Here is an 18,299-nt window from a genome sequence, read left to right on the forward strand (position 1 = left end):
GGCCCATGTCGGAAGACCAGGATCCAGATTCCAAAACGGAAGAGCCGACAGGCAAACGCCTGTCCGAGGCCCGGGGGAAGGGCAACATCCCCAAGTCGCAGGAGGTGCCGCACCTCTTCATGCTGGGGGCCATCCTGGTGCTGGTGGTGGCCGTGCTGCCCTGGACCTTCGGGCGCATCCATACCGTGCTGATCCCCTTCATAGAACGGCCGGAGACCATGCCGGTGGACAGGGGCGGGCTGGGCCACCTGCTGACCGAGCTGATGGGCCAGGTGGCGATCGCCATGTCGGTGCCCTTCGCCCTGCTGATGATCGCGGCCTTTCTGGGCTCCGTCCTGCAGGTGGGCTTCGTCTTCAGCGCCGAACGGCTGCTGAGCTTCGACCTCAACCGTTTCAACCCCGTCAGCAACCTGCTGAACAAGTTCAAGGTCAGCAACCTGATCGAATTCGCCAAGTCGGTCATCAAGCTGACGGTGGTGTCGGTCATCGTGCTGCCCGGTCTCATCCCCCTGGGTCACGCGGTGGAGCATTTGATCGGCCTGCCGCTGATGGGCCTGGTGGCGGAGACCAAGAGCCAGGCGGTGGGCCTGATCTTCCGCGTGCTGATCGCGCTGGGCCTGTTGGCTGGGGCCGACTGGTGGTACCAGCGCTGGAAGTTCATGCGCGACATGCGCATGACCAAGCAGGAAGTGAAGGACGAGCACAAGCAGACGGAAGGCGACCCGCTGATCAAGGGCAAGATCCGCGCCCTGCGCATCCAGCGCGCCCGCAGCCGCATGATGGAGAACGTGCCGAAGGCCGACGTGGTGGTGACCAACCCGACCCACTACGCCATCGCGCTGAAGTACGACCCGCTGTCCATGACGGCGCCCATGGTGGTGGCCAAGGGCGTGGACTTCATCGCCGCCCGCATCCGCGAACTGGCGGAGGAGCACGGCATCCCCCTGGTGCCCAACCCGCCGCTGGCCCGCGCCCTGTACGCCACGGCCGAGGTGGACGACGAAATCCCGGCCGAGCATTACAAGGCCGTGGCCCAGGTCATCTCCTATGTCTTCAAGTTGAAGAAGAAGACCTTCCCCAAACGCTGACCTGAGGCGTTTTGCCGGAAAGGCCCCGGCGCGCCCGTTTTATTTCGCCCCCAATTTATTTCAGCGGGCCATCTCGTCCCGCGCGGCCGGTGCTGATAGGATCGTGGCCCCCATCCCGAGGTGCCTGCCGGTGGCCGCTTCCCCCTCCCGCCCGTCCTCCGACCCGTTCGTGACGCCGAAAGATGCCGGCACTGGAATGAGTTTGGCGCCGGGCGGATTGATGCTGCTGGTTGGGGCGCCGCTGCTGCTGATGGTCTTGTGCTTGGCGGCCGCGCTGGCTTGGGGGGTGCTGGACCATCCCCTTTCATTAATGGTCGCTGTGATCGCCGCAGGCGCTTTCCTGCTGGCGGCGCTGCTGGGTCTTTATTGGCTGCGCCAGGCGGCGGCGCGCGCGGCGGTGTTGCGCGCGGTGGTGGAGGCGGTGCCCGACGCTTTGGCCGTGGCGGGGGAGGACGGGCGGGTGCTGGTCGCCAACGGCGCCTTTTCCGCCCTGGCCCATGCCGCCGGAAGCGCCCGGGTGGCCGACATCCTGGCCCACCACTGCCGCGAGGGCGCCGACACCCAGCGCCTGCGCGACCTGGACGGGGCCGTGCGCCGGGGCGAGGGGGGCGAGGCCTTCGTCGTCTTCGTCGATGACGCGCCGGGCCAACCCGCCGGTGGCGTGGCCCGTCCGGTGCCCCGCCTGGTGGCGGCGCGGCCCCTGGCCGCCGACCGGCCAGGCCTGTCGGAATGGCGGGTGCGCAGCGGTGGCGCCGTCCCCGTGCCGGGCAGCCATCCCTGGCGCGAGCTGTGGGACCTGGCGCCCCTCGGCGTCATGCTGGTCGACGGCTCCGGCACCCTGCTGCGCGTCAACCTGACGCTGGCCGACTGGCTGGGCCATACCCGCGACCTGCTGGAGGATGGCAGCCGCCACCTGCGCGACCTGTTGGCCACCCCGCCCCAGGGCGAACTGTTTCCCGAGCGCCTGGCCGGCATGGCGGAGGTGGAACTGGCGGCCGCCCGCGCCGCCCCCTTGCGCGCCAGCGTGCTGCACGTGGCGTCGTCGCCCGGCGGCAGCCTGGTCTTCCTGGGCGACCTTACCCGCGAGACCGCGCGGGAGGAGGAACTGCGCCGGGCGGAGCAGCGTTTCCAGCGCTTCTTCCAGTTCGCGCCCACCGGCTTCGCCTTCGTGGATGGGGAGTTCCGCCTGGCGGAGTGCAACCCCACCTTCCTCACCATGGCCGACTTGCGCCTGGGCGACGTGCAGGGCGAGCCCATCGCCAGCCTGTTCCAGCCGGAACACCGCGCCAACCTGCTGGCCCGCCTGGGCGAGGTGCTGGAGGGCCGGCAGCCGGCGGGCGCCGCCGGGGGCATGGGCACGCCGGTGGAGGCGCGGCTGCGCGGCGCGTCGGGCGCCGTGGTGCATGTCTATTCCCGCCGCTTCGACGGCGAGGGCGACGGCGACCGGGGCCTGATCCTGCACCTGGTGGACATGACCGCCCAGAAGAACCTGGAGGCGCAGTTCGTCCAGTCGCAGAAGATGCAGGCCATCGGCCAGCTGGCCGGCGGCGTGGCGCACGACTTCAACAATCTGCTGACGGCCATGATCGGCTTCTGCGACCTGCTGCTGCTGCGGCACAAGCCGGGCGACCAGTCGTTCAGCGACATCATGCAGATCAAGCAGAACGCCAACCGCGCCGCCAACCTGGTGCGCCAACTGCTGGCCTTCTCCCGCCAGCAGACGCTGCAGCCCCGGGTGCTGAGCATCACCGACGTCCTGGCGGAACTGTCCAACCTGCTGCGGCGCCTGATCGGCGAGAACATCGAGCTGCGCATGCTGCACGGCCGCGACACCGGCCTGGTGCGGGTGGACCAGGGGCAGCTGGAACAGGTCATCATCAACCTGGCGGTGAACGCCCGCGACGCCATGCCCAAGGGTGGGCGCCTGACCATCGTCACCGGCAACCTGCACACCACCGAGCCCATCCGCCATGAGACGGAGGAGATGCCGCCCGGCGACTGGGTGGTGGTGGAGGTGATCGACACCGGCATCGGCATCCCGCCGGAGAACCTGCAGCGCATTTTCGAGCCCTTCTTCTCCACCAAGGAGGTGGGGTCGGGCACGGGCCTGGGCCTGTCCACCGTCTACGGCATCGTGCGCCAGACGGGCGGCTTCGTCTTCGTGGAGAGCAAGCCGGGGGAGGGGGCCAAGTTCTCCATCCACCTGCCCCGCCTGGACGACAAGGCCGCCCAGGCCGCGCCGGCGGAGGAGGCCAGGGACAAGGCCGCCGCCGATCTCACCGGCATGGGCACCGTGCTGCTGGTGGAGGATGAGGACGCCGTGCGTGTCTTCGGCGCCCGCGCCCTGCGCAACAAGGGCTACACCGTGCTGGAGGCCCGCAGCGGCGAGGAGGCGCTGGACCTGCTGCAGGGGGAGCGGGGTGGCGACGTGGACCTCATCGTCAGCGACGTGGTCATGCCCCAGATGGACGGCCCCACCATGATCGAGCAGGTGCGCCGCTTCCGCCCCGACGTGAAGGTCATCTTCATCTCCGGCTACGCCGAGGACCGTTTCCGCCATTCCCTGAAGGACGGCGCCGTGGTCGACTTCCTGCCCAAGCCCTTCAGCCTGAAACAGCTGGCGGCCAAGGTGAAGGAAGTGATGGAAGGCGCCCCGCGCACGGGGGCATGAGGCGGCGAATCCGGGGGGCTGTCCGAGGGGCCTGCTAACCCTCTGACCTGGAAGCGAATTGGAGCGCAGCGACGAGGCCCCGACCGGGGCCGCCGCAGGTTTCCGGGGAACGCAGTGGACTGGAAACCGAGGAAGCCAAGCCGGCGGATGCCGGCGCCCGGCGTCTGAGGGCATCATAACAAGAACAAAAAAGAACAAAAGATCAACAAACCCTCTTTCCAGACCAGAACAGACCATGTACGTTCTCCCTCACCACAGCCGTTGAACGCCCGTTGGCCGTATGCGACAAGAGGGGGACAGCAAGATGTCGGCACCACTTCGTCTGGTAGAAACACCCATGGATAAGCAAAAGGCCCTCGACGCCGCTCTCGGCCAGATCGAACGCGCGTTCGGCAAGGGCTCCATCATGAAGCTCGGCGCCAAGGAGGCGTCGATGGAGGTGGATGCCATCTCCACCGGCTCCCTGGGCCTGGACATCGCGCTGGGCATCGGCGGCCTGCCGCGTGGCCGCATCATCGAAATCTACGGGCCGGAAAGCTCGGGCAAGACCACGCTGGCGCTGCACGCCATCGCGGAGGCGCAGAAGGCCGGCGGCACCTGCGCCTTCGTCGACGCCGAGCACGCGCTGGACCCGTCCTACGCCCGCAAGCTGGGCGTGAACGTGGACGACCTGCTGGTCTCCCAGCCCGACGCCGGCGAACAGGCCCTGGAGATCACCGACACGCTGGTGCGCTCCGGCGCCATCGACGTGCTGGTGGTGGACTCGGTGGCGGCCCTGGTGCCGCGCGCCGAACTGGAAGGCGAGATGGGCGACAGCCATGTCGGCCTGCAGGCCCGCTTGATGAGCCAGGCGCTGCGCAAGCTGACCTCGTCCATTTCCAAGTCCAACTGCCTGGTCATCTTCATCAATCAGATCCGCCTGAAGATCGGCGTGATGTTCGGCAACCCGGAGACAACGACCGGCGGTAACGCGCTGAAGTTCTACGCCTCCATCCGCCTGGACATCCGCCGCATCGGCGCCATCAAGGACCGCGACAACGTCGTCGGCAACCAGACCCGCGTGAAGGTGGTGAAGAACAAGCTGGCCCCGCCGTTCCGCGTGGTCGAGTTCGACATCATGTACGGCGAGGGCGTGTCCAAGGTGGGCGAACTGATCGACCTGGGCATCCAGGCCGGCGTGGTGGAGAAGTCGGGCGCCTGGTTCTCCTACGACGGCCAGCGCGTCGGCCAGGGCCGCGAGAACGCCAAGCAGTTCCTGCGCACCAACCCGGCCATCGCCAAGGCCATCGAGGAAAAGGTCCGCGCCAATGCGGGTCTGGTGGCCGGCGCCATGATGGTGGGCTCTCCCGAGGCCGACGGCGACGCCGACAGCCCCGAGTGACGCCCTGACGGCGTCAGAGGAATGCGAATGAGCGAGGCGGGCCGGTGACGGTCCGCCTTTTCATATGTGTTCCTCGTTCTTTAGGCCTGGAAGAGGTGGGGGCTGTCAATTCGCCATGAGGGCGGCCTTATCCTGACCTGGACCAAAGGGCGGGAGGCCGAAGGGTGGAGGACGGAATGGCGGGGCGTTTCGGAAGCATCGGGCTCATCGCCTTGCTGGCCTGTCTGGCGCTGGGGGCCATCGGTCGCGCCGCGGCGCCCACGACCATCGCCATCACCGACTTCGGCTTTGTCGACACCTCGGACGAGGCGGGCGATCAGCGGGCGGCGCATGCGACACGCCTGACGGACCTGACCCAGGGCCTGAAGGCCGACCTGGGCGAGGGCGGCCATTATCGCGTGCTGTCCCTGGCCTGCGGCGGGGCGGGCAGCGGGGTGGATTGCCGGGCCGCCGACCCGGCCGCCCTGGCGGAGGAGGCCCGCCGGGCCGGTGCCCGCCTGCTGGTACTGGGGGATGTGCACAAGACCAGCACCCTGCTGCTCAGCACCAAGGTCCAGGTCCTGGATGTCCAGACCAACAGGCTGGTGCTGGACCGCTTCCTGTCCTTTCGCGGCGACAATGACGAGGCCTGGCGGCGCATGACGCGGTTCATCGCCCGCGAGCTGGACGGTTTGGCGCTGGACGGTACCCCGCCCTGAACCTCTTATGGGGACGCCACCTGGCCCAGCATGGTGCGCACCACCAGGCGGTGAAAGGGCATGATCAGGGTGAGGTAGGCGCGGCCCAGCCAATTGTGGGTGCGCACCACCGTGGTGGCGGTGACCTGGCAGCCGCCGGAATCCCGCCGCACATCGACCACGGCGCGGAAATCCAGGTGCTTGTCCGCCATGCCCAGCACCACCCGATCCGGCCCGCTGCTGAGGATGGGGAAAATACCGATATGGCCGGCGCGCGAAGCCTCCGCCGCAGCCGGCGGCCGGGGCGCCTTCAGGCCCAGGGGCGCCACGATGGCGTTGCGCACGGCCATCAGCCGCCGCACCCAGGCGGGGGAGGTGCCCATCATGCGCCGCGCCGCGGCCACGGCGTCCAGGGCGAGGGCATCGGCGGCGGCCCCGGCGGACGGCAGCGTCAGGCGAAAGGCGTCGGCGAACTGGGCGCCGGGCAACAGGGTCCAGGTGTCGGCCCCGGGGGTGACTTCGTGCACGGTCATGGCGGGGCTTCCTCGCGATCCGTCCGCATTTTACCCACTCCACCCCCAAAGGTGTAACGCCGCTTAATTGCAGAACTGAGATCAAAAGCGTATCATCCGCACCGATCGCATGAATGCGAAGATCATGGACCCAAAACGGGGGGCGGATGATGGTTTCGACCACCGGCGCGTACGGCTATTCCCAGGCGCAGAGCCTGGCTTCCTCGGCGGCGCAGCAGACGTCGCTGTTCGGTGGCGCGTCCACCGCCAACGCCCCCAAAACCACCGCCGAAAAGGTCGCCGCCGCCCTGCAGAAGGGTGACACCGCTGGGGCCATCGGCGCCTTCGTCGATGAAAAGACCCTGAAGAAGCTGACCAAGCTGCAGGCCGACGCCACCCAACTGGACAAGCAGATCAAGCAGAAGTCGGCCGACAACGACAAGAAGGCCGCCCAGGACAAGGTCGATAACGCCAAGCGCCAGCTGAAGGCCTTGCGCATGCGCGCCCAGCTGGCCGCCGCCATGGGCGACAAGCAGGCCGCCGCCCGCATCGCGCGCGAGGCGGCGGACGTGGCCAAGTCCCTGGGCTCCGCCGCCCAGGAATACGCCGGCGCCGTGAAGAATGGCGCCTCGGTCGGCGGCACCGGCGGCGATTCTTCCGTCTCCGGCGGCGCCTCGGGTACCGGCGGGACGGCCACCGGCGGCGCCACCACCGACATCGCCGGCGTGGGCAGCGACGCCGCCCAAATCCAGGCCACCGCCGCCGGCACCGGTCAGGCCCCGACCACTTTCACCCAGGCCGCCTCGGCGCAAGCCGCCACCGCAGCCGGCGCCGACGCCACCTTGCAGACGGGCGACGCCCAGGCTGCGGCCAATGATGGCAAGACCGGCAAGGCCGGCATCATTCAGGTGCCCGACAGCGAGAAGGACACGGCGGCCCGCAAGGAACGCATGGATTTCATGGGCAACGTCCGCACCCTGATGGACCAGGCGCGCAGCGTCTACGCCCAGGCCAAGCACATCCTGGAGCGCAAGCGCAAGCCCGGCGATCCCCAGGACTCCGACCACAGCGGCCAGGACATCGCCGACGCCGCCAAGCAGGTGGACGCCGCCGACCAGGACCTGGCCGCGAGCACCACCCCCGCCGCGCCCACGGCGCCCACCGTCATCGCCACGCCGAACAACACGTTGCTGCTGGTTTGACGGAACGGTCCGCGCCCGCCGACCGCGCAGTCGGCGAGGCGTATCGCCCCCGGTCCGGAATGGACAGGCGGTGAAAAGCCACGTGTCCAGGGCATTTCATCGCCCCCATCCCATGGACAGCCCCCGCATCCGCACGCTACAAACCCTGTCCCGGTGTTTCACGCCCCGGGGTGTTCCTTCGCATGCTTAAGGCTGTTGCCCGATGAAGACCGCCAACGAGATTCGCTCCGCTTTCCTGGACTACTTCGTGAAGAACGGCCACACGGAGGTGGAGTCCAGCCCGCTGGTGCCGCGCAACGACCCGACGTTGATGTTCACCAACGCCGGCATGGTGCAGTTCAAGAACGTCTTCACCGGCAACGAGGTGCGCCCCTACACCCGCGCCACCACCTCGCAGAAGTGCGTGCGCGCCGGCGGCAAGCATAACGACCTGGAGAATGTGGGCTACACCGCCCGGCACCACACCTTCTTCGAGATGCTGGGCAACTTCTCCTTCGGCGACTATTTCAAGGCCGACGCCATCGAGCTGGCCTGGAACCTGATCACCAAGACTTTCGCCCTGCCCAAGGACAAGCTGCTGGTCACGGTCTACCATACCGATGACGAGGCGCACGGCCTGTGGAAGAAGGTGGCCGGCCTGTCGGACGACCGCATCATCCGCATCCCCACGGCCGACAATTTCTGGGCCATGGGCGACACCGGCCCCTGCGGCCCATGCTCCGAGATTTTCTACGATCATGGTGAGGGCATCCCCGGCGGCCCCCCCGGCAGCCCGGACCAGGACGGCGACCGCTTCATCGAAATCTGGAACCTGGTGTTCATGCAGTATGAGCAGGTGACGAAGGAGGAGCGGGTGTCCTTGCCCCGGCCCTCCATCGACACCGGCATGGGGCTGGAGCGCCTGGCGGCGGTGCTGCAGGGCGTGCACGACAATTACGACACCGACCTGATGCGCGCGTTGATCGAGGCGTCGGCCGATGCCACCAACAGCGACCCGTCGGGCGCGCACGCCGTGTCGCACCGCGTGATCGCCGACCATCTGCGCGCCTCCTCCTTCCTCATCGCCGACGGCGTGCTGCCGGCGAACGAGGGGCGCGGCTATGTCCTGCGCCGCATCATGCGCCGCGCCATGCGCCACGCCCATATGATCGGCGCCCGTGACCCGGTGATGCACAAGCTGGTGCCCGCACTGGTGCGCGAGATGGGCGGCCACTATACCGAGCTGCAGCGCGCCCAGGCCCTGATCACCGAGACCCTGCGGCTGGAGGAAACCCGGTTCAAGCAGACGCTGGACCGCGGCCTGAAACTGCTGGACGAGGAAGAGGAAAAGCTGGGCGACGGCCAACCCTTGGCCGGCGAGGTGGCGTTCAAGCTGTACGACACCTACGGCTTCCCCCTGGACCTGACGCAGGACGTGCTGCGCGGCCGCAACCGCACGGTCGAGGTCGATGGCTTCACCGCCGCCATGGAGCGCCAGCGGGCCGAGGCGCGCAAGGCCTGGGCCGGCAGCGGCGAGGCCGCGACCGAGCGCGTGTGGTTCGAGCTTAAGGATGAGCTGGGCGCCACCGAGTTCCTGGGCTACGACACCGAGAACGCCGAGGGCAAGGTCACGGCCGTGCTGGACCGGCAGGGTAACAAGCTGGACAAGGCGACCGCCGGCCAGGATGTCATCGTCCTGGTGAACCAGACGCCCTTCTATGGCGAGTCCGGCGGCCAGGTGGGCGACAGCGGCGTCATCTTTGGCGCCGGTGGCGTCGAGGTGGCCGTCAGCGACACGCAGAAGAAGCTGGGCGCCGTCTTCGCCCATATCGGCACCGTCACCCACGGCACCCTGGCCCCGGGCCAGTTGGTGGAGCTGCGCGTGAACGGTCGCCGCCGGGGCGACATCCGCGCCAACCACTCCGCCACCCACCTGCTGCACGAGGCCCTGCGCCAGCGCCTGGGCGAGCATGTCACGCAGAAGGGCTCACTCGTTTCGGCGGAGCGCCTGCGCTTCGACATCAGCCAGCCGACGCCCCTGTCCGACGACGACGTGCGCGTGGTCGAGGCGGCGGTGAACGCCCGCATCCTGGGCAACAGTGAGGTCGTCACCCGCCTGATGACCCCGGCCGAGGCCATCGAGCAGGGCGCCATGGCCCTGTTCGGCGAGAAGTATGGCGACGAGGTCCGCGTGGTTTCGATGGGCGGACAGGATCAAGGCCAGAACCGCCAGTACTCCGTGGAACTGTGCGGCGGCACCCATGTGCGCCGTACCGGCGACATAGGCCTGTTCAAGATCGTGTCGGAGGGTGCGGTCTCCGCCGGCGTGCGCCGTATCGAGGCGCTGACCGGCCGGGGCGCGTTCGAGTACCTGGAAGGGCAGGAGGGCCGCCTGCTGGCCGCCGCCGGCGCCCTGAAGGTTTCCGCCGCCGAGGTGCCGGCCCGCGTCGCCACCCTGGTGGAGGAGCGCCGCCGCCTGGAAAAGGAAGTGGCCGACCTGAAGCGCCAACTGGCCCTGGGTGGGGGCGGCGGTGCCGCCGCCACGCCGGAGAAGGTGATCAACGGCGTGAAGCTGTCGGCCCGCGTGCTGGACGGCATCGAGGCCAAGGACCTGAAGCCCCTGGCCGATGAGATCAAGGGCCAGATCGGCAGCGGCATCGTCCTGCTGGTGGCGAGGGCTGAGGGCAAGGTGACCCTGGTGGCCGGCGTGACCGCCGACCTGACGGGCCGCTTCAACGCCGTCGACCTGGTGAAGGTCGCGGCGGCGGCCGTGGGCGGCAAGGGCGGTGGCGGCCGCCCCGACATGGCCCAGGCCGGCGGCAGCGAGCCCGACAAGGCCGACGCCGCCGTGGCGGCGGTCGAGGCGGCCATCGCTGGTTGACAAATCAATGACACGCCCGCGCAAAATTTGCGCGGGCGCTCAATTTCCTCAAATAATTGAGGTTCCGAAATGCGCTCTGTGGGTTCGTTTGCCGGATTTCTTGCTGTTGTGGCAACGATGGTGAGCCCCATGGCCTTGGCGAGCAGTACTACAGCCGGAACAGTGGCTCAAATAATTTCTCAGAACTCCGGTCAGACTTTCTTCCTTCAAAGCGGCAGCCGGTCGGGGGTGAGGCCGACGTGTGCGTCCCAAGATCGCTGGGTTTTAGATAATTCAACGCCAAAAGGCCAGTCAATGCTATCGACGCTGCTTCTTGCCTATTCCATGGGGAAAAAGGTGGCGATCGCCGGCACTGGTGCATGTGCTGATTGGGGTGATACCGAAAGTGTTTTTTCCGTAATGGTTGTGGATTAAATCTTATTTGCCCCCCGAGTCCTTCACAAGAGCCTGTGTGAAACCCACAAAGGAAGATGGATATGCGCTTCCAAGGGACGGAAAACTACGTCGCCACCGATGACCTGCGGGTCGCCGTCAACGCCGCCGTCACCTTGCAGCGCCCCCTGCTGGTGAAGGGGGAGCCGGGCACGGGCAAGACCGTACTGGCGCAGGAAGTGGCGAACGCCCTGGGCCGGCCGCTGCTGCAATGGCATGTGAAGTCCACCACCAAGGCGCAGCAGGGCCTGTACGAATACGACGCCGTCAGCCGCCTGCGTGACGGCCAACTGGGCGACGCCCGCGTCAACGACATTGCCAACTACATCCGCAAGGGCAAGCTGTGGGAGGCGTTCGAGGCCGACGTGGCCCCCGTGCTGTTGATCGATGAGATCGACAAGGCGGACATCGAGTTCCCCAACGACCTGCTGCAGGAACTCGACCGCATGGAATTCTTCGTCTACGAGACGGGGCAGACCATCAAGGCGCGGCAGCGGCCGGTGGTCATCATCACCTCAAACAACGAGAAGGAACTGCCGGACGCCTTCCTGCGCCGCTGTTTCTTCCACTACATCCGCTTCCCCGATGCGGAAACCATGGCCCGCATCGTCGATGTGCATTTCCCCAAGCTGAAGCAAGACCTGCTGCGCGACGCCCTGACCCTGTTCTATGAGGTCCGCGAGGTGCCGGGCCTGAAGAAGAAGCCCTCCACCTCCGAACTGCTGGACTGGATCAAGCTGCTGATGATCGAGGACATCGACCCGGCGGTGCTGCGCCAGCGCGACGTGAAAAAATCCATCCCACCCCTGCACGGCGCCCTGCTGAAGAACGAGCAGGACGTGCACCTGTTCGAGCGCCTGGCGTTTATGGCGCGGCGGGAACGGGATTGAGGGTAGATCAAACAGGACTGCGGGGGGATTATGGGTGACGATGTGCGTGAGGCGGGGGCTGATCTGAGGAAAATGATGGGGCTGCCGGATCAGTATGATCCATTTAGTGAGGCCAGTTTCATTGAACGTGTTTCCGCCAAGGTCATGCTTCAGTTGCTTATTATTTTCCTGTTTTCCGTCATAATTATTTCTTCTATCTTCCAAAAATATACCATGGAGCATATTGTTCCTTCGATTAAATCTTCTCAAGATTTGATTGACGTCCCGGTTAGTGTAATTGTTTCCGCTATAGTTATTTCAGGGGCCCTCGCTTGTATTGGGGTAATTTGTGGTCGTGCCGCTCTTGGTTTAATGGCTGGCGGGCTGATTGTTCGGCTCGACAGATCATTGTCCCTTCTTGTAAAGAGGGGGCCTATTGGGGATAAATATATAGATTTCAAGATATTTATTGAGGCCATTTCGCTTGATGGTGACGTTCTTGTTACTGAAAATTTGAGCAAATCCGAGTTCGCGCATTATTGCTTTAAAAGGAAAACGCCGACTGTGCGATTTCCTCTGAACATCAATTTGGAGAGATGTCTGCCAGACAATGAGAATCGTCTGTTGAAGATCACTGTTCTCTATGTCCATGAGTGGACTGGAATAAGGGTTGCCCAGTTCAGGTATCTGGATCGGGCCATGCTGGTCCGGGCATTGAGCCAAAATGACCAAGACACCGGCAAGTCACCTGCACGGGAAATCTTGGCGATGGGTCTGCAAACGGAGCATCTGCATTTAAGGCGAACCTCCCCAGCCCAGGCTGGGGGGTGAAGAAGGGAAGGCCAGGAGGGCAAGGCCCTAGGGCCCCGTTGTTGTCGCTCCTCTCGCAGCTTTTGTGTGCACTGCAACATTCATCACAGCGCATCGCGGCGCGTATGCGCTAACACTGTTGACATCTCAACAGTGGGCGAAGGGTTGCGATCATGGGTGCCGGTGTCGTGCGGCGGTGGATGGTGGCTTTGGTGCTGGGCGGGCTGGCGGTGGCGCCCCAGGTGGCACAGGCCGGGGCCGGCCTGGGGCTGGAAATGGTGTGCGCCGATGCCGTGAACGCCGCCCCCACAGCCGCCTGTGTGGCGGGGTATCGGGCGCTGTGGTCGGCTAGGCCGGCTGAACCGGTCGCGGCCAGCCCCGCGTCGGCCGTCGCCCGTCAGACGGCCTGGGGGCCGCCGGCTGTCGGCGGCCTGGATCATGAACGGCGGGAACTGGGGCTCTATACCCGCTACGCTGGCGCCCTGCTGGCCGGTGTGCCCACCGAATTGGCGATGCGCGGGGGTGAAGTACGGACCGCCGCCGTGACGCGGCTGGTGATCATTGGCCAGAGCCTTGCGGCCAGCGCCTACCGCCCCGTCGCAGCCCTGCGCCGCGCCGATCGCGATCCGTCGCAGACGGCCACCGCGCGCATCGCCCGCCTGCTGCGTCCCGAGGCGGACATGCAAAGTCCCTGACGTCTACCGCCGCTTGATCCCCGGACGTGCCGGCCGCATGCACGGCGCGGAAGCCCGTCAGACATGCCGCCGGCTTGGCGGATGTCCATGGGGTTTGCGACAATTTTATTTTGTATGCAATATATTTATTGCTGGCGATGCTTGCGCGGCATTGGCGCATTGCAACCGATTTCATCGTTGTTATTCCCCAAACTAAAATAAATCACCTGGATATTTTTGGCTGATGCCAAATGTTCTTGCCAATATTTGCCCACTGGCTTTGCATTATATACTTATGGATATAGTAAATTTACTTTGACCCAAGGAACGCATTAGCGCTTTCTTAACGCCCAGGAGGCCATTCTCAGCCCCCATGGATTAACTCCCCAGGCTAGAGATGATGAACCTCCTATCCAGCATGAAGGTCGGGCGGAAGCTGGCCGCCTCCTTCACGATCATCGTCGCCGTCACCTTGATCGCTTCCGGCCTTAATTACCGGGCGCTGTCCACCATACGCGAGACGACGCGGTGGACGGACCACACCTACAAGGTGCTGGAACGGCTTGGCCATGCCATGGCCGCCATGGTGGATCGTGAATTGGGTCTGCGCGGCTATCTGATCGGCGCCGACGCCAAGTTCCTGGAGCCGTACCAGAAGGGTCAGGTGGCGTTCGAGGCGGCGTTTGCGGAGGTCAAATCGCTGACCGCGGACAACCCCGCGCAACAGGCGCGCCTGGATGAGATGCGGCGGTTGGAGCAGTCCTGGATACAGGAGGTGGCCGATAGGGAAATCGGCCTGATGGCCAAGCCGGAAACCATGGAACAGGCGCGCAAGCTGGCGGCCAGCGGCATCGGCAAGGTGCACATGGACCCCATCCGCGCCAAGGTGGCGGAGATCGACAAGGCGGAGCGGGACCTACTGGCGCAGCGGGCCCTGGTCCAGGCTGACGCGCTCGCCACGGCCATGACGGTGGCGCTGGCCAGCAGCGGCCTGTCCATCCTTCTCGCCGTCATCATGGCCTGGGGCCTGACCCGGTCGGTGGCGGCTCCCATCGTCGGCATGACCGCCGTGATGCAGCGGCTGGCGGACGGCGACACCCAGGTGGAGATCCCGGCCCGCGACCGCGAGGACGAGGTCGGGGGCATGGCCCAGGCCGTCGCGGTCTTCAAGGACAACATGCTGGAGGCGGAGCGGCTGCGCTCGGAGCAGGAGGCGCTGAAGCGACGCGCTGAGAAGGAGCGCCGGCAGGCGATGCTGGACTTGGCCGGCGCATTCGAGAACAGGGTGGGCGGCATCGTCAACGGCGTGACGGCGCAGGCCACGGAACTGCTGGCCACCGCGCAGACCTTGAATTCCTCATCCGGCCATGTGGCGCGTGAGGCGGGGACCGTTGCCGCCGCCTCCATGCAGGCCACGCAGAATGTGCAGACGGTGGCGGCGGCGACAGAAGAACTGTCCGCCTCCATACAGGAAATCACCCTGCAGATCTCGCGGTCCAGCCAGATGATTTCGAGCGCCGTTGGCCAGGCGGGGCGGACCAATGAGGAGGTGCAGGGCCTGATGCAGTCGGCCCATCGCATCGGTGAGGTGGTGACCCTGATCAACGACATCGCCAGCCGTACCAACCTGCTGGCCCTGAACGCCACCATCGAGGCGGCCCGCGCGGGCGATGCCGGCAAGGGCTTCGCCATCGTCGCGTCGGAGGTCAAGTCCCTGGCCACCCAGACGGCCCAGGCCACGGAGGAAATCCGGGCGCAGATCGCCGGCATGCAGGCGGCGACGGAAACCTCGGCCAAGTCCATCCAGGGCATCGTCGAGATCATCAACCAGGTCGACCAGGCCGCCACCACCATCGCCTCGGCGGTGGAGGAACAGGCGGCCACCACCAATGAGATCACGCGCAACGTCCAGCAGGCGGCCCAGGGGACCAGCGATGTCAGCCAGACCATTTCGCGCGTCAGCGACGCGGCGCAAGAGACCGGGGGTGCGGCCGGAGAGGTGCACACGGCGGCCAACGATCTCAGCAAGAACGGCGAACTGTTGAAGCAGCAGGTCGACACCTTCCTGCGGGAGATTCGCGCCGCGTGAGGCGGGGAATGACTTGAACGAGAGCCTGGAGGGCGCGTTCCGATTGAGCGCGGCCCGCCTGTGCAAGGGCAACTGCGATGCCGGACTTCGTTGATCGGATAGGGCATCGCAACAGGAAAGCAGGGAAAAGAGATGTTCGGATTTTCAAAAAACAACGACGCCATCAACCGTAAGATTTCGGCGCTCGGCGCGCTGCGCGCCAAGGTGATGGTGGCGGACGAGGATCTCAATATCGTCTACGTGAACCCATCCGTGGTCGCCCTGCTGCGGGACGTGGAGCAGGACCTGCGCAAGGAATTGCCGCGTCTGAACGTGGACCGACTCGTCGGCAGCAACATCGATATCTTCCATAAGAATCCGGCGCATCAACGGGGTATGCTGGCCAAGCTGGCCAAGCCGCACGCCGCCACCATCAAGGTCGCCAGCCACCAGTTCGACCTGCTGGTCACGCCGCTGAACGAGAATGGCCGCCGCATCGGCTTCGTGGTCGAATGGGCGGACGCGAAGGAGCGGCTGGAGAACCTGGATTACGCCGGGCAGATCGCCGCCATCCGGCGGTCGCAGGCGGTCATCGAATTCACGACCGACGGCATCATCACCAAGGCCAACGACAATTTCCTGACCGTCATGGGCTATCGCCTGGATGAGGTCGTGGGAAAGCACCATCAGATGTTCGTCGACCCCGACTATGGCGCCACGGCGGAGTACCGCCAGTTCTGGGAAGCCTTGAAACGGGGCGAGTTCAAGGCCGCCCAGTTCAAGCGCATCGCCAAGTCGGGCAAGGCCGTCTGGATCGAGGGCGCCTACAATCCGATCTTCGATGAAAAGGGGCAGGTGACCAAGGTCGTGAAGTTCGCCGTGGACGTGACGGCCCAGGTCAACCTTCTGAACAACTTGAAGGTCCTGATCGACCAGAACTTCGGTGAGGTCGAACACGCGATAGAACAGTCGACGCGCGAGGCCTCGTCGGCCGGTGTGGCGGCGGGCACCACGGCGAGCAGCGTGCAGATGGTGGCGGCCAGCGCCGAGGAACTGGCGGCCTCCATCGCCGAGATTTCGCAGAGCATGTCGCGCGCCCGCGCCGCGACCGACAGTGCTTTCGACCGCACCATCCAGGTGGGGGAAAGCACCGACCGGCTGGCGGCGGCGGCCCAGGCCATGAACGGCATCGTCGGCCTGATCAACAATATCGCCGGCCAGATCAACCTGCTGGCATTGAACGCCACCATCGAGGCGGCCCGCGCCGGCGAGGCGGGCAAGGGCTTCGCCGTCGTGGCCAGCGAGGTCAAGAACCTGGCCAACCAGTCGGCCAAGGCCACCGAGCAGATTTCGGGTGAAATCGAGGGGATACAGTCCACCTCCGCCGAGGTCGCCGGCGCCCTGAACGCCATCCGCGACGCCGTCTCCACCGTGCGCGAGCATGTGTCCGGGACGGCCGCCGCCGTGGAGGAGCAGAGCGCCGTCACCCGCAGCATGTCCACCAACATGCACAGCGCCTCCAGCGCCGTCTCCACGGTGACGACCAACGTCACGGCCATTTCCGCCGCCATCAGCCAAGTGGCGGCCGCCGTGGACAAGACCAAGGAGGCCGCCCAGGTGCTCGTGCGCTGAAACCGGGAGGGGGCGGCGTCAGCGCCCGCCCAGCTGTTCCACCCCTGTCGATGCCGCCCTTGCGCGCTCCAGCGCCGCCAGGGCGGCGTCGATGTCGTGGGGCGGGTCCATGAAGCGGCGGAAGACGCTGTCGGCCGTCTCGGCCAGGGGCGTGGTGGCGTCGCGGTCGAAGTAGGCGGCGAAGCCGGACGCGTCCTTGAGCACGTCCCGCCCCGCGTCCTGGAAGAAGTTGGCGGCACCGGCCGGTGGGGGCTGCGCGCCTTCCGGCCCCCGACGCAACGGTGACACCATGGCCAGGTCGGTGTTGAAGCGGTCCAGTTCCGCCGTCGCCGCCAGGAAGCGCACGAAGCGCCGGACCTCCGGCCGCGCCGCCGCCCGGGGGGCGATCACCAGCACGTCCTGCGGCGCGTCCTCGTACCGGGGCATGTCGGGGGTCAGCGTGGGGAAGGGGATGAAACCCACGTCGTCGCGCACCAGGGTGGAGAAATGCATGGCGGCGAACCCGCCCAGCAGCAGCATCCCCACCTGCTGGTGATAGAAATAGGGCAGGGTGTCGCGCCAACCGTCCTCCGGCCGGGGGGCATGGAAATAACCCCGGTCCAGCAGCAGCTTCCACCGCGCCATCACCGCGCGCGTCGCCGGGTCGGTGAAAGGGATTTGTCCCGCCAGCAGCCGGCGATGGTAGTCCAGACCGTTCAGGCGCAGATCCAGGTAATCGAACCAGGCGAACAACGGCCAGGTCTCCCGCGCGCCGTAAGCGAACGGGGTGACGCCGGCGGCTTTCAGGCGCGCCGCCACAGCCAGCAGGTCGTCCCAGGTCCGGGGCGGGGCCAGGCCCAGATGCTGGAATAGGGACTTGCGGTAAAAGAAACCCCAGGGATAGGTCGACAGCGGTACGGCCACCACCTTGGGCCCCACGGTGACGGCATCGACGGCTGGGGCGCTGAACCGGTCGCGCACCAGCCGCGCCAGGTCCGGCGGCAGGGGGGCCACAAGCCGCTGGGCATAGCCGTCGCGCAACGCCTTGCCCGAGTCCCAGAAGGCGACGTCCGGCGCGTCGGGCCCGCCGGCCTTGGCGGCCACCCGCCGCCAGTAGAGTTCCATCGGCACCTCGCGATGGGTGATCTGGATGTCCGGGTTGGCGGCGGCGAAGCGGTCCAGCAGGGCCGCCCAGGCGGTATGCTTGTCCCGGCTGCCCACCATCATGTCGATGGTCAGGTGGCCGGCCCGGGCCGGGGACACCAGGCACACCAGCGGCATCAGGCAGATCGACAGAAGAAGGCAAAGCAGATACCGCGCCACGGCCCCCAAAGCCCCCGCTCATCAACGCGCGTGAACGCTACCACGGAACGGCCGCCCGATGGCTGCGCCTTCGCGGCCACGGGCGTGACAATGTTCCTTTGGGCACGATATGAACTTGCCA

13 protein-coding genes are annotated in these 18,299 nt (G+C 66.3%); 11 read left to right on the forward strand and 2 right to left on the reverse strand.

Going from position 1 to position 18,299, the window contains the following annotated elements; translation table 11 throughout:
• Positions 1 to 5 precede the first annotated feature (5 nt).
• The 4 genes from flhB (at position 6) to UAA55_RS22205 (ending at position 5,838) form a co-directional block, all read left to right on the forward strand.
• Positions 6 to 1,088, forward strand: coding sequence for a flagellar biosynthesis protein FlhB (gene flhB, locus UAA55_RS22190; RefSeq protein ID WP_322955457.1), 1,083 nt, complete (start codon positions 6 to 8; stop codon positions 1,086 to 1,088).
• Between the two features lie 196 nt (positions 1,089 to 1,284).
• Positions 1,285 to 3,759 (forward strand): hybrid sensor histidine kinase/response regulator, encoded by a 2,475-nt coding sequence (locus UAA55_RS22195; protein WP_322955458.1) that lies wholly within the window; start codon positions 1,285 to 1,287, stop codon positions 3,757 to 3,759.
• A 304-nt stretch (positions 3,760 to 4,063) separates the two neighbouring features.
• Entirely contained in the window at positions 4,064 to 5,140 is a 1,077-nt protein-coding gene (gene recA, locus UAA55_RS22200; protein WP_145609610.1) for a recombinase RecA, read from the forward strand.
• Between the two features lie 176 nt (positions 5,141 to 5,316).
• A complete protein-coding gene (locus tag UAA55_RS22205; protein WP_322955459.1) occupies positions 5,317 to 5,838 on the forward strand; it encodes a DUF2380 domain-containing protein in 522 nt (173 codons plus the stop codon).
• 5 nt (positions 5,839 to 5,843) lie between these two features.
• On the opposite strand, the gene UAA55_RS22210 is transcribed toward UAA55_RS22205, so the two are convergent.
• The gene (locus UAA55_RS22210) at positions 5,844 to 6,350 is read right to left on the reverse strand and encodes a DUF2867 domain-containing protein (RefSeq protein WP_322955460.1); all 507 of its coding nucleotides are present in this window, start codon (positions 6,348 to 6,350) and stop codon (positions 5,844 to 5,846) included.
• A gap of 146 nt (positions 6,351 to 6,496) precedes the next feature.
• Here UAA55_RS22210 and UAA55_RS22215 point away from each other — a divergent pair, with 146 nt between their 5' ends.
• The 7 genes from UAA55_RS22215 to UAA55_RS22245 all read left to right on the forward strand — a co-directional run bounded on the left by UAA55_RS22215 (position 6,497) and on the right by UAA55_RS22245 (position 16,876).
• Complete coding sequence (locus UAA55_RS22215) at positions 6,497 to 7,531, forward strand: hypothetical protein (RefSeq protein ID WP_322955461.1); 1,035 nt, start codon at positions 6,497 to 6,499, stop codon at positions 7,529 to 7,531.
• A gap of 202 nt (positions 7,532 to 7,733) precedes the next feature.
• Positions 7,734 to 10,391, forward strand: coding sequence for an alanine--tRNA ligase (gene alaS, locus UAA55_RS22220; protein WP_322955462.1), 2,658 nt, complete (start codon positions 7,734 to 7,736; stop codon positions 10,389 to 10,391).
• A 476-nt stretch (positions 10,392 to 10,867) separates the two neighbouring features.
• Positions 10,868 to 11,713, forward strand: coding sequence for an AAA family ATPase (locus UAA55_RS22225; RefSeq protein ID WP_322955463.1), 846 nt, complete (start codon positions 10,868 to 10,870; stop codon positions 11,711 to 11,713).
• Between the two features lie 30 nt (positions 11,714 to 11,743).
• Positions 11,744 to 12,523 carry a hypothetical protein gene (locus UAA55_RS22230; protein ID WP_322955464.1) on the forward strand — a complete coding sequence of 260 codons (780 nt, stop codon included), beginning with the start codon at positions 11,744 to 11,746 and terminating at the stop codon, positions 12,521 to 12,523.
• A gap of 152 nt (positions 12,524 to 12,675) precedes the next feature.
• Positions 12,676 to 13,197, forward strand: a complete 522-nt coding sequence (locus tag UAA55_RS22235) for a hypothetical protein (protein WP_322955466.1) — start codon at positions 12,676 to 12,678, stop codon at positions 13,195 to 13,197.
• 376 nt (positions 13,198 to 13,573) lie between these two features.
• Positions 13,574 to 15,265 (forward strand): methyl-accepting chemotaxis protein, encoded by a 1,692-nt coding sequence (locus tag UAA55_RS22240; protein ID WP_322955467.1) that lies wholly within the window; start codon positions 13,574 to 13,576, stop codon positions 15,263 to 15,265.
• 132 nt (positions 15,266 to 15,397) lie between these two features.
• The gene (locus UAA55_RS22245; RefSeq protein WP_322955469.1) at positions 15,398 to 16,876 is read left to right on the forward strand and encodes a methyl-accepting chemotaxis protein; all 1,479 of its coding nucleotides are present in this window, start codon (positions 15,398 to 15,400) and stop codon (positions 16,874 to 16,876) included.
• Between the two features lie 18 nt (positions 16,877 to 16,894).
• On the opposite strand, the gene UAA55_RS22250 is transcribed toward UAA55_RS22245, so the two are convergent.
• Positions 16,895 to 18,136 carry an ABC transporter substrate-binding protein gene (locus tag UAA55_RS22250; RefSeq protein WP_322955470.1) on the reverse strand — a complete coding sequence of 414 codons (1,242 nt, stop codon included), beginning with the start codon at positions 18,134 to 18,136 and terminating at the stop codon, positions 16,895 to 16,897.
• Positions 18,137 to 18,299 lie beyond the last annotated feature (163 nt).

The sequence above is a fragment of the Nitrospirillum guanabarense genome (assembly GCF_034653355.1).
Classification (GTDB): domain Bacteria; phylum Pseudomonadota; class Alphaproteobacteria; order Azospirillales; family Azospirillaceae; genus Nitrospirillum.